Annotated in this window: 10 protein-coding genes and 1 rRNA gene; 1 reads left to right on the top strand and 10 read right to left on the bottom strand. The window is 75.3% G+C overall.

Annotation, left to right across the window (positions count from 1 at the left end; translation table 11 throughout):
• Positions 1 to 164 precede the first annotated feature (164 nt).
• A complete protein-coding gene (locus tag ICW24_RS05870; RefSeq protein ID WP_226344790.1) occupies positions 165 to 977 on the top strand; it encodes an SDR family oxidoreductase in 813 nt (270 codons plus the stop codon).
• A gap of 9 nt (positions 978 to 986) precedes the next feature.
• Here the strand turns inward: ICW24_RS05870 and ICW24_RS05865 are convergent, their stop codons facing one another.
• The 10 genes from ICW24_RS05865 to rrf all read right to left on the bottom strand — a co-directional run.
• The gene (locus tag ICW24_RS05865) at positions 987 to 2,420 is read right to left on the bottom strand and encodes an alanine/glycine:cation symporter family protein (RefSeq protein ID WP_226344789.1); all 1,434 of its coding nucleotides are present in this window, start codon (positions 2,418 to 2,420) and stop codon (positions 987 to 989) included.
• Positions 2,421 to 2,455: 35 nt separating this feature from the next.
• Positions 2,456 to 3,142, bottom strand: a complete 687-nt coding sequence (locus ICW24_RS05860; protein WP_226344788.1) for an NUDIX domain-containing protein — start codon at positions 3,140 to 3,142, stop codon at positions 2,456 to 2,458.
• Entirely contained in the window at positions 3,139 to 4,833 is a 1,695-nt protein-coding gene (gene pyrG, locus ICW24_RS05855; protein WP_226344787.1) for a CTP synthase, read from the bottom strand. The genes ICW24_RS05860 and pyrG overlap by 4 nt, the downstream gene beginning before the upstream one ends.
• A 67-nt stretch (positions 4,834 to 4,900) precedes the next feature.
• Positions 4,901 to 6,862, bottom strand: coding sequence for a DNA repair protein RecN (gene recN, locus ICW24_RS05850; RefSeq protein WP_226344786.1), 1,962 nt, complete (start codon positions 6,860 to 6,862; stop codon positions 4,901 to 4,903).
• Between the two features lie 103 nt (positions 6,863 to 6,965).
• A complete protein-coding gene (locus ICW24_RS05845) occupies positions 6,966 to 7,868 on the bottom strand; it encodes an NAD kinase (RefSeq protein ID WP_226344785.1) in 903 nt (300 codons plus the stop codon).
• Positions 7,865 to 8,707 (bottom strand): TlyA family RNA methyltransferase, encoded by an 843-nt coding sequence (locus tag ICW24_RS05840; protein ID WP_226344784.1) that lies wholly within the window; start codon positions 8,705 to 8,707, stop codon positions 7,865 to 7,867. The genes ICW24_RS05845 and ICW24_RS05840 overlap by 4 nt, the downstream gene beginning before the upstream one ends.
• Positions 8,688 to 8,945: a hypothetical protein gene (locus ICW24_RS05835; protein ID WP_226344783.1), complete on the bottom strand. Its 258-nt coding sequence runs from the start codon at positions 8,943 to 8,945 to the stop codon at positions 8,688 to 8,690. Before ICW24_RS05835 ends, ICW24_RS05840 begins: the two co-directional genes overlap by 20 nt.
• Positions 8,942 to 10,003 carry an HAD-IIA family hydrolase gene (locus tag ICW24_RS05830; protein ID WP_226344782.1) on the bottom strand — a complete coding sequence of 354 codons (1,062 nt, stop codon included), beginning with the start codon at positions 10,001 to 10,003 and terminating at the stop codon, positions 8,942 to 8,944. The genes ICW24_RS05835 and ICW24_RS05830 overlap by 4 nt, the downstream gene beginning before the upstream one ends.
• Positions 10,000 to 11,187 carry a tetratricopeptide repeat protein gene (locus ICW24_RS05825; RefSeq protein WP_226344781.1) on the bottom strand — a complete coding sequence of 396 codons (1,188 nt, stop codon included), beginning with the start codon at positions 11,185 to 11,187 and terminating at the stop codon, positions 10,000 to 10,002. The genes ICW24_RS05830 and ICW24_RS05825 overlap by 4 nt, the downstream gene beginning before the upstream one ends.
• 1,226 nt (positions 11,188 to 12,413) lie before the next feature.
• A 5S ribosomal RNA gene (rrf, locus tag ICW24_RS05820) occupies positions 12,414 to 12,520 on the bottom strand; the annotation flags it as partial.

The raw sequence follows: 12,520 nt of genomic DNA, 5'->3' as shown, positions 1-12,520 counted from the left end.
AGCCCACCGCCCCGGTCGCGCCGTCGCGCTCGACGCCCCTTTCCGATGCCGATGCCGCCACGGGGTGCGGGTCCGGGCCGACGAGGCCGGGCCGGTGTCGTCGCCCGGCGGCCCGGGCCGGAACTCGGTGGACGGCCCCGGCCCGCCGAGCCAGGGTGGAGCCCATGTCGACGCCCGCCCTGCCCCTGTCCGGACGCACCGCCCTGGTCACCGGCGTGAGCCGCCGTCAGGGCATCGGTTTCGCCGTGGCCCGCCGGCTCGCGGCGGCGGGGGCCCAACTGGCCGTTCAGCACTGGGCCCCGCACGACGCGCGGCAGCCCTGGGGCGCGGACGATCCCGCCGCCGTCGTCGAGCTGCTGCGGGACGCCCTGACCCCCGGGGCCCGGCTGTTCGACGTCTCCCTCGACCTCGCCGACCCGGCCGCCCCCGACCGACTCGTCGCGGAGGCGGAGGCGGCCCTCGGGCCCCTCGACGTCCTCGTCGCGAACCAGGCGCGCTCGGGCGGCGACGGCCGTCTGGCCGAGATCGACGCCGCGGACCTCGACGCCCACTGGGCCGTGAACGCCCGCGCGACGCTGCTGCTCACGCGCGCCTTCGCCGCCCGCCACGACGACACCCGTCCCGGCGGTCGGGTCATCTGGTTCACCTCGGGCCAGGGCCTCGGTCCCATGAGCGACGAGATCGCCTACGCGACGTCGAAGGCGGCCCTCGCCGGGATCACGCCGTCGATCGCCGCCGATCTCGCCCCCCGCGGCATCCTGCTCAACACGGTCAACCCCGGGCCGGTCGACACGGGCTACCTCGCGCCCGCCACCACCGATCGGCCCGACCGGCTGGAGGCGCTCCTGTCGGCCTTCCCCGCCGGACGGTACGGCGAGCCCGACGACCCCGCCCGGCTCGTCGCCTGGCTCGTCTCCGACGACGGGTGCTGGGTCGTCGGCCAGGTCATCGACTCCGAAGGCGGGTTCCGCCGCTGAACGCCGGCGTCAGGACCGGCCGGCCGAACCGCTCGTGCCCTCGAGGCGCGACAGCTCGTCGAGGCCCTCCAGGGTCGAGCAGTCGGGTTCGTGGCGCAGGGTCGGGTCGAGGCGGAGGTAGGCCTTGGTCTCCCGGGCGATGAGACCGGCGCAGATGATGAGCCCGATGAGGTTGGGCAGGGCCATGAGCCCGTTCGCGATGTCGGAGAACGTCCACACGAGCGTGAGCTCGGTGGTCGCGCCGACGAACACGACGACGGTGAAGACGACGCGGTAGGGGACGACTCCGCGGATCCCGACGAGTCGTTCCATGCAGCGCTCGCCGTAGTAGGCCCACCCGAGCACGGTCGAGAACGCGAAGAAGATGACCGACACCGTGACGACGAGGTGCCCGGACGTGCCGGGCAGGCCGCGGGAGAACCCCTCGGCCGTCATCCCGGCCCCCTCGATCCCGCTCTGCCAGGCGCCCGTCGAGATGATGACGAGGCCGGTCATCGACACGACGATGATCGTGTCGATGAAGGTCTGCGTCATCGACACGAGCCCCTGGCGCACCGGGTGGCGGGTCTGGGCGGCCGCGGCCGCGATGGCCGCCGAGCCCAGGCCCGACTCGTTGGAGAAGATGCCGCGGGCGATGCCGTACTGCAGCGCGAGGATCATCGTCGACCCGGCGAACCCGCCGACCGCGGCCGTGCCGGTGAAGGCGTCGGAGACGATGAGCGCGAACGCCGCCGGGAGCGCGGTGACGTTGACCACGAGGACGACGACCGCGGCGAGGACGTAGAGGACGATCATCAGCGGGACGAACGCGCTGGTCACCTTGCCGATGGACGAGATCCCCCCGACGAGGACGAGGCCCGTCGCGACCGCGAGGACGATGCCGGTCACGACCGTCGGCACCCCGAAGGACTCGGACATGCTCGTCGCGACGGTGTTCGACTGGGTCATGTTCCCGATGCCGAAGCTCGCGAGGACCGCGAACACGGCGAAGAGCAGGCTGAGGGTCACGCCGAACGCGCCGGGGATCGCGCGGGTGAGGTAGTACTGGGGCCCGCCCGAGACGCGGCCGGTCGCGTCGATCGTGCGGAAGCGCACCCCCATGAACGCCTCGGAGTACTTCGTCGCCATCCCGAACAGGGCCGTGATCCACATCCAGAAGAGCGCGCCGGGCCCGCCGAGGTGGATGGCGGTCGCGACGCCGGCGATGTTGCCGACGCCGACGGTCGCGGCGAGCGCCGTCGTCAGCGCCTGGTAGTGCGAGATGTCGCCCGAACCGCCCTCGTCGCCGCGGTCCACGAACGCGAGCCGGAGCGCCGGGACGAGCTTGGAGAACTGCAGGCCGCCGAGGCGGATCGTCAGGTAGATGCCCGCGCCCAGCAGCAGCGGGATGAGGAGGAAGGGCCCCCAGATGAACGTCGAGACGGCATCGAGCACTGACTCCATGGGCGTGTCCTTACGGGAGGGGTGGGGGGCGGGCCTCAGCTCGGGGAGATCGCGTCGGGGCGCGACCTCGGGTGCTCGGGCCAGGGGGTGTCGGCCCGGCGCAGCGGGGCCCAGTCGGCGGCCCGGGCCGCGTGCGCGGCGAAGGTGCCGACGACGAGGCCCGGGTTGGTGTAGCGGCCGGCGAGGACGGCGGCGTGCAGGTCGTCGAGGTCGACCCACGCCGTCGGCATGTCGGCCTCCTCGCCCTCCCGCGCGAACGCCTCCGAGTCGGGAACGTCGCGCAGGTCGCGGGCGAGGAAAATCCGCACCGCCTCGGTGCTCGCCCCCGGCGAGGGTGCGTAGCCCGACAGCAGGTCCCAGCGCTCCGCCCGCAGGTCGGCCTCCTCGGCGAGCTCCCGGGCGGCGGCGTCGACCGGCGCCTCGCCGTCGACGTCCAGGAGCCCGGCGGGGTACTCCCACTCGGTGATCCCGAGGGCGTGGCGGTACTGGCGCAGGACGAGCACCTCCGCGCGGCCGGCGTACTCGCGCAGGGCGACGACCATGACGGCGCCCGGGTGCTCGACGTACTCGCGCGTCACGCGGCCCGCGTCGCCCAGGTCGACCCGGTCGCGGACGACGTCGAAGATCGCGCCCTCGAAGGCGGTCTCGCGCTCGAGCGGGGCCCGCTGCCCGACGGCGTCGCGCAGCTCCTCGACGCCGGTCGTGGGATCGGCGACGCTCACGCGCCCGCCTCCGCGCCGGCCGGAGCACGCACGCCGCCGGCGTCGGCCGTCGGAGCGGCCGACCGCGCCGCGAGGGCGGCGCCGACGAGCCCGGCGAAGAGGGGGTGCGCCCGGTGGGGCCGGGAGAGGAACTCGGGGTGCGCCTGCGTCGCGACGTAGTACGGGTGGACGTCGGCCGGCAGTTCCACGAACTCCACGAGACGCCCGTCGGGCGAGGTCCCCGAGAACGACAGCCCGGCCTCCGAGAGGCGGTCCCGGTAGCCGTTGTTGACCTCGTAGCGGTGCCGGTGCCGCTCGGTGACCTTCGTCGTGCCGTACGCGCCCGCGACGACGGACCCCTTCGTCAGCTTCGCCGGGTAGCCACCGAGACGCATCGTGCCGCCGAGGTCGCCCGCACCCTGCACGAACGCCTTCTGCTCCTCCATCGTCGCGATGACGGGCTCGGGCGTGTCCGGGTCGAACTCGGTACTCGAGGCACCCTCGAGGCCGGCGACGTTGCGGGCGTACTCGATGACCATGCACTGCAGGCCGAGGCAGATGCCGAGGGTGGGGACGCGGTTCTCGCGGGCCCACCGCAGCGCGCCGAGCTTGCCCTCGATGCCCCGGACGCCGAAGCCGCCCGGCACGAGGACGGCGTCGACCCCGCCGAGCGCGGCCTGCGCCCCCTCCGGGGTCTGGCAGTCGTCGGAGGCGACCCAGCGGATCTTGACCTTCGCGTCGTGGTGGAAGCCGCCGGCGCGCATCGCCTCGGTGACCGACAGGTAGGCGTCGGGGAGGTCGATGTACTTGCCGACGAGGGCGATCTCGACCTCGTGCGCAGGGGCGTGCACCCGCTGCAGCAGGCGGTCCCAGCCGGACCAGTCGACGTCGCGGAAGCTCAACCCGAGGCGGCGCACGACGTAGGCGTCGAGCCCCTCGGCGTGGATGACCTTCGGGATGTCGTAGATGCTCGGGGCGTCCCGGCAGGCGATCGTGCCCTCGACGTCGACGTCGCACGCGAGGGCGATCTTGCGCTTCATGCCCTCGGGGATCTCGCGGTCGGCGCGCAGCACGATCGCGTCGGGCTGGATGCCCACCTGGCGCAGGGCGGCCACGGAGTGCTGGGTCGGCTTCGTCTTGAGCTCGCCGCTGGGGGCGAGGTAGGGCACGAGCGACACGTGCAGGAAGAAGCAGTTGTCGCGCCCGAGGTCGTGGCGCACCTGACGCGCCGCCTCGAGGAACGGCAGCGACTCGATGTCGCCGACGGTGCCGCCGATCTCGGTGATGATGACATCGGGGCTCTTGCCGGGAGCGTGCGCCTGCTCGCGCATGCGCTCCTTGATCTCGTTGGTGATGTGCGGGATCACCTGGACCGTGTCGCCGAGGTACTCGCCGCGGCGCTCCTTGGCGATGACCTGGCTGTAGACCTGGCCGGTCGTGACGTTCGCCTGCGCCGAGAGCGGCACGTCGAGGAAGCGTTCGTAGTGTCCGATGTCGAGGTCGGTCTCGGCCCCGTCGTCGGTGACGAACACCTCCCCGTGTTGGAACGGGTTCATCGTTCCGGGGTCGACGTTGAGGTAGGGATCCAGCTTCTGCATCGTCACGCGGAGTCCGCGTGCGCGCAGCAACAGTCCGAGGCTCGAGGCGGTGAGGCCCTTGCCGAGCGACGAGGCAACGCCTCCGGTCACGAAGATGTGTTTCGTCTGCACCACGGGTTTCGAGCTTACGTCATCGCCGGACGCGTCGACGCCGGGACACTCCCCACGCGCCCCGCCCGCCTCATGCCGCGCATCCGCGGGTGCGGGCCGCAGCCTGCCGGCGCCGCGCGGCCGGGGCCTGCGCGACCCTCGACCGGGGACCCTTCGCCGGTGCCGCGACGGCCGCCGCGGCATCGGCGCGGTGCGGCGCGGCGTCAGGGGCGGCAGCGGCGGGAGCGGCGTCGACGGCGCGCCGGTCCTGGGCCTGGTCGAGGAGCTCGGCGGCGTGGTCGAGGGCCACCCGGGAGTCGGCGCCGGCCATCATCCGGGCGAGTTCGGCCAGCCGCTCGTCGCCGTCGACGGCGCGCACCCCGCTGCACGTGACGTGCTCGTCGTGGCTCTTGTGCACGACGAGGTGGCGGTCGGCGAAGGCCGCGACCTGGGCGAGGTGCGTGACGACGACGACCTGGGCGTGCCGGGCCAGGACGGCGAGCCGGGCCCCGATGTCGAGGGCCGCGCGGCCGCCGACGCCGGCGTCGACCTCGTCGAAGACGAACGTCGGGACGGTCCCGGGCGCCCGCCCGTCGAGCGCTCCGCCGGTGACGACCTCGAGCGCGAGCATGACGCGCGAGAGCTCGCCGCCGGACGCGGCCTTGGCGACGCTGCGCGGGGTGGCCCCCGCGTTGGCCGCCAGACGGATCTCGACGTCGTCGACCCCGGAGGGCCCGAAGCGCAGCGGCGCCTCGACCCCGGGCACCGCGAGACCCTCCGGCACCGCCTCGTCGGCGGCCGGTCCGCGGGGGGCGACGGCGGGAGCGGCCCGGTGCTCGACGGCCACCTCCACGACGGCCCGGCCCATCGACAGGTGGGCGAGCTCGGCGCTCACCCGCCGCCCGAGCTCGGCGGCGGCCCGGATCCGCTCGGCGCTCAGCGCGGCCGCCGCGGCGCCGAGGCGCGTCCGGAGGTCCTCGAGCTCCTGCGCGATCCGCCCGGCGCGCTCCTGGGCGCCGTCGAGGTCGGCGAGCCGGGCGGCGGCGCGGCGCCCCCACTCGAGCACCTCGGCGTTCGTGGCGCCGTACTTGCGGTGCAGCCGGGCCAGCTCGGCGCGGCGCTGCTGCACCTGCTCGAGCCGCAGCGGATCGGCCTCGACCGACGCGAGGTAGGCCGCGAGGTCCCCGCCGAGATCGGCCGCCAGGTAGGAGATCTCGTCGACGCGGCGCGCGAGGTCGGCAAGGCGCTCGTCGTGGCCGGCCGCCCCCGTCAGCGCGGCGGAGGCCCCGGCCAACGCCTGGGCCACCCCGGCGTCGCCGGTGCCGTCGATGTCGTCCCCGCCGGCGAGGACCTCGTGGGCGCGGGCGGCGGCGACCCGCAGGCCGTCCGCGTTCGCGAGGCGCTCGTCCTCGGCCCGCAACTGCTCGTCCTCGCCCGCGAGCGGGTCTGCCGTTTCGAGTTCCTCGAGACCGGCGCGCAGGACGTCGACCTCGAGGGCCCGGTCCGCCTCGAGACCGCGGACCCGGGCGAGCTCCGCGACCAGACGCGTGTGCTCGTCGAACAGGCCGCGGTAGGCGACCGCCGCGCGGTGCAGGGGGTCGCCGCCGAAGGCGTCGAGCATCTCGCGGTGCGCCTCGGGGCGACGCAGACGCCACTGATCGGCCTGCCCGTGCACGGCGACGAGCATCTCGCCCAGCTCCCCGAGCACCGCCACCGGCGCGGAGCGGCCGCCCACGTGCGCCCGCGACCGGCCCTGGGCGGAGAGCGTGCGGGCGAGGACGAGGTCGTCGGTGGCATCCCCGCCGGCGTCCTCGACCCGCCGGCGCGCCGGGTGCGCCGCGCCGACGTCCAGGCAGCCCTCGACGCTCGCGGAGTCGGCCCCGGGGCGTACGAGGCCGGCGTCGGCCCGGGCGCCGAGCAGCAGCGACAGCCCGGACACGATCATCGTCTTGCCGGCCCCGGTCTCGCCCGTGAGGACGTTGAGACCGGGCGACAGATCGAGCGTCGCGTCGTCGATGACGCCGAGGTTGCGGATCCTCATGTGGCTGAGCATGTCGCCAGAGTAGGGAGGACCACCGACAGGTTCGTGGCGACGCGCCCGCCGCACTCGAACATTCTTCCGACGTACGCGTGTTCGATTCTGGGGAGAGCGGCGGTCAGCGGTGGTGGCGTCGGGCGCCGCGCCAGCCCTGGACGGAGAGGTCGAACTTCGCGACGAGGCGGTCGGTGAAGGGCCCGCGCGTCAGCCGGGCGAGGCGCACCGGGTGCTCGCCGCGCTGGACCTCGACGCGCGCGCTCGGCGGCAGGTCGACCGGTCGGGCGCCGTCGCACCACATGACCGCCCGTCCCGGCGCCTCGGGGGTGAGCTCGACGGCCACCCTGGACCCGGGACCGACGACGAGGGGGCGGGCGAAGAGGGCGTGGGCCGAGATCGGCACGAGGAGGAGGGCCTCGACGTCGGGCCAGACCACCGGCCCGCCCGTGGAGAACGCGTAGGCGGTCGACCCGGTCGGGGTCGCCATGATGACGCCGTCGCACCCCCACGTCGACAGCGGCCGACTGTCGATCTCGAGGACGAGCTCGACCATCCGCTCCCGGGCCGCCTTCTCGACGGTCACCTCGTTGAGGGCCCAGCTCCTGGCCAGCACCCCGTCGGGCCCGCTGGCGACGACGTCGAGCGTCATCCGGTCCTCGACGGTGTAGTCGGCGCGGACGATGTGGTCGACGACGGCGCCGAGGTCCTCGCGTTCGGCCTCGGCGAGGAAGCCGACGTGGCCGAAGTTCACGCCCAACAAGGGCGTCCCGGAGCGGCGCGCCAGTTCCGCGCCCCGCAGGATGGAGCCGTCGCCGCCGAGGACGCAGACGAGTTCGCACCCCTCGCTCGGGACGTCGGCGTCCGCGACGCGCAGGACCCCGTCGGCCACGTCGTGGTGGGCGGCGTCACCCACCGGGACGACGGTCTCGATGCCGTGCTCGGCGAGGGCCCGCGCGACGACGGCGGCCTGCTTCTGGAGGTCGGTGCGGACGGCGTGCGAGACGAGCAGCACTCGGCGTGTCATGCGTCCTCCGTGTCGTCGGTCGGCCCGGAGTCGAGCCGGGCGATGCGCTCGGCCAGGTCCACCCTGGCCGGAGCGGGTCGGTCCCCGGCCGTGAACCAGCCTAGGTACTCCCGGTTCCCGCCGCCGCCGGGCAGGGGGCTGGCTCGGACGTCGAGCGCGCGCAGGCCCGCCGCGCGGGCCGCGTCGACGACGCGGGTCACGCTGTCGAGGCGGTCGCTCGAGGAGCGCACGATGCCGTTCTTGCCCAGCCGCACGCGACCCACCTCGAACTGCGGCTTGACGAGGAGGACGAGGTCGCCCGCGGGTGCCACCTGGCCGGCGAGCGCGGCGACGACGAGCGTGAGCGAGATGAAGGAGAGGTCTCCGACCACGAGGTCGAAGGGGTCCCCGAGGTCGCCGGGCGCGACGTCGCGCACGTTGACCCCGCTGCGCTCGAGCACGCGCGGGTCGTCCGCGACCGCCGCGGCGAGCTGGCCATGGCCGACGTCGAGCGCGACGACCTCGCGGGCCCCACGCTCGAGGAGCACCTGGGTGAAGCCGCCGGTGGACGCGCCGACGTCGAGGCACCGGCGACCGGCGACCTCGAGCCCGAGCGGCGCGAAGGCGTCGAGCGCATAAAGCAGCTTGTGCGCCGCGCGACCGACGTAGGCGTCCCCCGCCTCGACGGCGACCTCCGCTCCCGGGCCCACCCGCAGCGCCGGGCGGCGGGCCGGGCGCTCGTCCACCCGGACGCGCCCGGCCTCGACGAGGTCACGGGCGTGGCCGCGTGACCGCGCGAGACCACGCTCGACGAGGGCGACGTCGAGACGCGCCCACCCCTCAGGACCGGCCGAGCTCATCGAGGCGGTCCCGGAGTCGATCGTGCAGCGCCGAACCGGCCGTCGCGGTGCCGTCGAGGTCGTCGACGGGACGGGACTCCAGGTCGGCGAGCGCCGCCTCGAGCCCGGGCGCCCCGTCGTCCGGACCGGGTCCGGGCGTGGCGGACGGCGGACCCGGCCGGATCGGCGCCGGGTGCGGTGAAGGCGCCGGGTGCTCCGGCGGCCCGGAGGGCCCGGGCATCGCGTCGCTCCCGCTCATCGGGGGCCCCCGGCGTCGTGCGCGGCGAGGATGTCCGCCTCGGCCCGGGCCCAGGCCTGGGCGTCCACGTCGAGGTCGCCCCCGGCGTCGAGCACGGACCAGGCGGCGGCGACGAGGGCGCGGGCGGCGCCGGTGGGGTCGGTCCCGATCTCGACGTCGAGGCGCCCGGACGTCAGGGTCGCGCGGGCGTCGCCGACGACGGCCCGCGCGCCGTCGCCGGAGCGGTCGACGACCGGCTCGGCGTAGGGCTGATGCAACGCCCGCAGGTCGAGAACGACGTAGCGGGGGCGGCACCGCTCGTCAGCGAGCGCGACGTCGCGCAGCCGACTGACCCCGGTGAGGACGAAGAGCCCGTCCATGCCGATGCTCACCGCGCCCTGCAGGTCGGTGTCGAGGCGGTCGCCGACGGCCAGGACGCGATCGACGGGGGTGTGCAGGACGTCGGCGGCGAGTTCGTACAAGGGCGTCTCCGGCTTGCCAACCACGAGCGGATCGACGTCGACGGCCTCCCGGACGACACCCACGAGCGCCCCGTTGCCCGGAGCGAGGCCGCGCGCCTCGGGAAGGGTGAGGTCGGCGTTGGTCGCGACCCAGGCGGCCCCGCCCTGGATCGCGAACGCGGCCTCGGCGAGGTCACGCCAGGTCACGTCCTTGCCGAGCCCCTGCAGCACGGCCGCGACGGGCCGGCCGAGGTCGGCGACGTCGGCGGTACGGACCGGGCGAAGGCCGGCGGCCTCGAGAGCGACGCCGACCCCCTCACCACCGACGGCGAGGACGGGCGACCCGGTGTCGAGGACGGACGCGAGATGGACCGCCCCGGCCTGGGAACTCGTGACGACGTCGGCGACGTCGAGGTCCAGGCCGAGCTCCGCGAGGTGGCCCGCGACGTCGCCGGGGGTGCGTGACGCGTTGTTCGTCGCGTAGACGATGCGGGTGCCGCCGGCGCGGGCGGCGCCGAGGGCATCGACGGCGTGCGGGACCGCCGAGGGCCCGCGGTAGACGACCCCGTCGAGGTCGCAGACGATCCCCTCGTAGGCACTGAGCAGGGTCCCGCTCACGCCGGGTCCTCCCCCGCGTCGGGGCGTCCGGACGACCCGTCGTCGCCGCGGCGCTCGGCGGAGTCGTCGGTGGCGGGTGCGGCACGGCTCCACCGGCTCGGCGCGGACCCGGACCCGGACCCGGGCGCGTCCGCCGCCTCGTGGGGCGCGGCGTCGGACAGCTCCAGCCGGGCACCGGGGCGGCCGGCGCGTCCGGTGGCCACCGGCTGCTGGGGATCGGACCAGGTGAGGCCGTAGGGCGACGCGGGCGCATCCGGTTCGGAGGCCGGCGATTCCGGCTCGGGCGTGGCGCGCGGCGACAGCACGCCGGGGTCCGAGTCTCCAGCGTCGCCCGCGACACGGGTCACCTCGGCCGGACGGGCAGCACCCGCCGGGCTCTCGACCGGGCCGGCGAGGTCCGCGCCGCCCTCCGGCGGGCCGCCCGCGGGCACAGCGGCGGCGACGTCGTCTCCCTCGTCGTCCTCGTCCTCCTCGTCGCCAAGGAGGTCGGTGAGCACGATCCCGTCCAACTCGTCGAGGCGCTCGGCCGCGTCGGTCTCGAGCTCGGTGTCGGCGTCGACGGCGTGGGCGAACCACGTGCGGGCCGCGGCCTCGTCGCCCTGGGCGAGCAGGACGTCGGCGTAGGCGTAGAAGAGCCGACCCGACCACGGCTTGCGCGCCGAGGGGTCGAGGCCGACGTTGCGCAGCTCCAGCGCGGCCGCGTCGAGGCGCCCGAGGTCGCGCCGGATCCCGGAGACGACGATGCGCAGCTCCACCTTCTCGGCCGCGGTCAGCTCCTGCGCCTCCGGGCCGGAGGCCAGCTCGAGGGCGCGCTCGGGCCGGCCCAGGGCGCGCTCGCAGTCGACCATGAGGGGCAGCAGGTGCTGGTCGCCGGCGATGCGGCGGGCGGTCCGGAATTCCGCGAGGGCCTGGGCCCACCGGCCGGATCGGTACTCGACGAGGCCCAGGGTCTCCCGGGCCGCGGCGACGCGGCCCGCCCGGCGGACCGCCGTCTCCGCGTGGGCGCGGGCGCCCTCGAGGTCGTCGTCGAGCAGTCGCCCGACCATGACGAGGTGGGCGGCCACTCCCGCCGCGTTGTCCCTGCTCAGGGTACGCAGTTCGCGCCGCACGGCGCGGTCGAGCTCGGCCCCGGTGACGTCGTCGTCGATGCGGGGTTCGGGCAGGCGGGGTGAGGTCGGCGCCAACCGCGTGCCACTCCCGCGCGCCTCACGCTCGGCACCGCCGCGCTCGGCGTGACCGCCCGGGCGACCGCGCTGCGGGCCTGAACGGCTTGCACCGCGATCGTCGCGACCGCGGAACGAGCCCGCGTCCCGCCGTTCGCCGGGGCCACGTCGATCGTCCCCGTAGCGGGAACCTCCGCGGTCGTCACGGCCACGGAACGAGCCGGCTCCGCGCGCGTCGCCCGATCCGCGGCGCTCCTCGCCGTAGCGGGAGCCGCCCCGGTCGTCGCGGCGCTCTCCGGAGCCCCGCCGGTCGTCCCCATAACGGGAACCTCCCCGGTCGTCACGGCCACGGAACGAGCCGGCGTCGCGGCGCTCTCCCGAGCCCCGCCGGTCGTCCCCATAGCGGGAACCTCCCCGGTCGTCACGGCCCCGATCGCCCCCCTCGCGCCGTTCCTGACCGTACCGCGACCCGCCGCGGTCGTCGCGGCCCCGGAACGATTCCGCACGGCCACGCTCGCTGGATCCGCGCCGCTCCTCGCCGTACCGCGACCCGCCCCGATCGTCACGGCCCCGGGACGGCCCGGCGTCGCGACGCTCCCCCGGGCCGCGCCGGTCGTCTCCGTACCGCGAGCGGCCCCGATCGCCACCCTCGCGCCGCTCCTCGCCGTACCGCGACCCGCCGCGGTCGTCGCGGCCCCGGAACGAGTCCCCGCCGCGGCGTTCGCCTGCCGCCCGACGCTCCTCCCCGAAGCGAGGGCCATCACCCCGGTCCTGCCGGGCACCGGACGGTCCACTGCCCCGCCGATCGCCCCCGTGGGCGCGTCCATCGCGCGCCCCACCCCGATCGTCGCGGCCGGAGAAGGAGCCGTCGGAGCGACGCTCACCCGCGCCGCGGCGCCCCTCGCCGTACCGGGCTGCACCACGATCGTCGCGGGCGCGGGAAGCCGAACCGTCGCGCCGTTCCCCGCCGCGGGCACCCCCGCCGGACCGAGGGCCCTGCGAACGGTCACCGGACGTGGATCGACCGGCGGAACCGGACCGCCGTGCGGACGACCACCGGCCCCCGCCGGCCTGGTCACCGTGATCGGAATCGTGATCGGACACGTCATGCTCCTCGCTCGCTATGCAGATGGCTCCGGACCACCGCAGGGGCGACCCGTTGCAGGGTCAGCCTCTCACGCCGCGATCGGTCCGGACATGACAGTAGGGGCCGCACCCGAAGATGCGACCCCTACCATGCAAATATTGTCCGGCGGCGTCCTACTCTCCCACACCGTCACCAGTGCAGTACCATCGGCGCTGTTGGGCTTAGCTTCCGGGTTCGGAATGGGACCGGGCGTTTCCCCAACGCTAT

The organism is Agilicoccus flavus (assembly GCF_014857905.1).
In the GTDB taxonomy this organism is placed as follows: Bacteria; Actinomycetota; Actinomycetes; order Actinomycetales; family Dermatophilaceae; genus Agilicoccus; species Agilicoccus flavus.
Note: the sequence above shows the minus strand (reverse complement) of the source record. Positions and strands in the feature narration are given on the sequence as shown.

Excerpts from the sequence above, each read along its gene's own strand:
- ICW24_RS05835 (WP_226344783.1), bottom strand. The coding sequence starts at position 8,945 with ATGAGCGGGAGCGACGCGATGCCCGGGCCCTCCGGGCCGCCGGAGCAC.
- ICW24_RS05870 (WP_226344790.1), top strand. The coding sequence starts at position 165 with ATGTCGACGCCCGCCCTGCCCCTGTCCGGACGCACCGCCCTGGTCACC.
- ICW24_RS05865 (WP_226344789.1), bottom strand. The coding sequence starts at position 2,420 with ATGGAGTCAGTGCTCGATGCCGTCTCGACGTTCATCTGGGGGCCCTTC.
- ICW24_RS05845 (WP_226344785.1), bottom strand. The coding sequence starts at position 7,868 with ATGACACGCCGAGTGCTGCTCGTCTCGCACGCCGTCCGCACCGACCTC.
- ICW24_RS05840 (WP_226344784.1), bottom strand. The coding sequence starts at position 8,707 with ATGAGCTCGGCCGGTCCTGAGGGGTGGGCGCGTCTCGACGTCGCCCTC.
- recN (WP_226344786.1), bottom strand. The coding sequence starts at position 6,862 with ATGCTCAGCCACATGAGGATCCGCAACCTCGGCGTCATCGACGACGCG.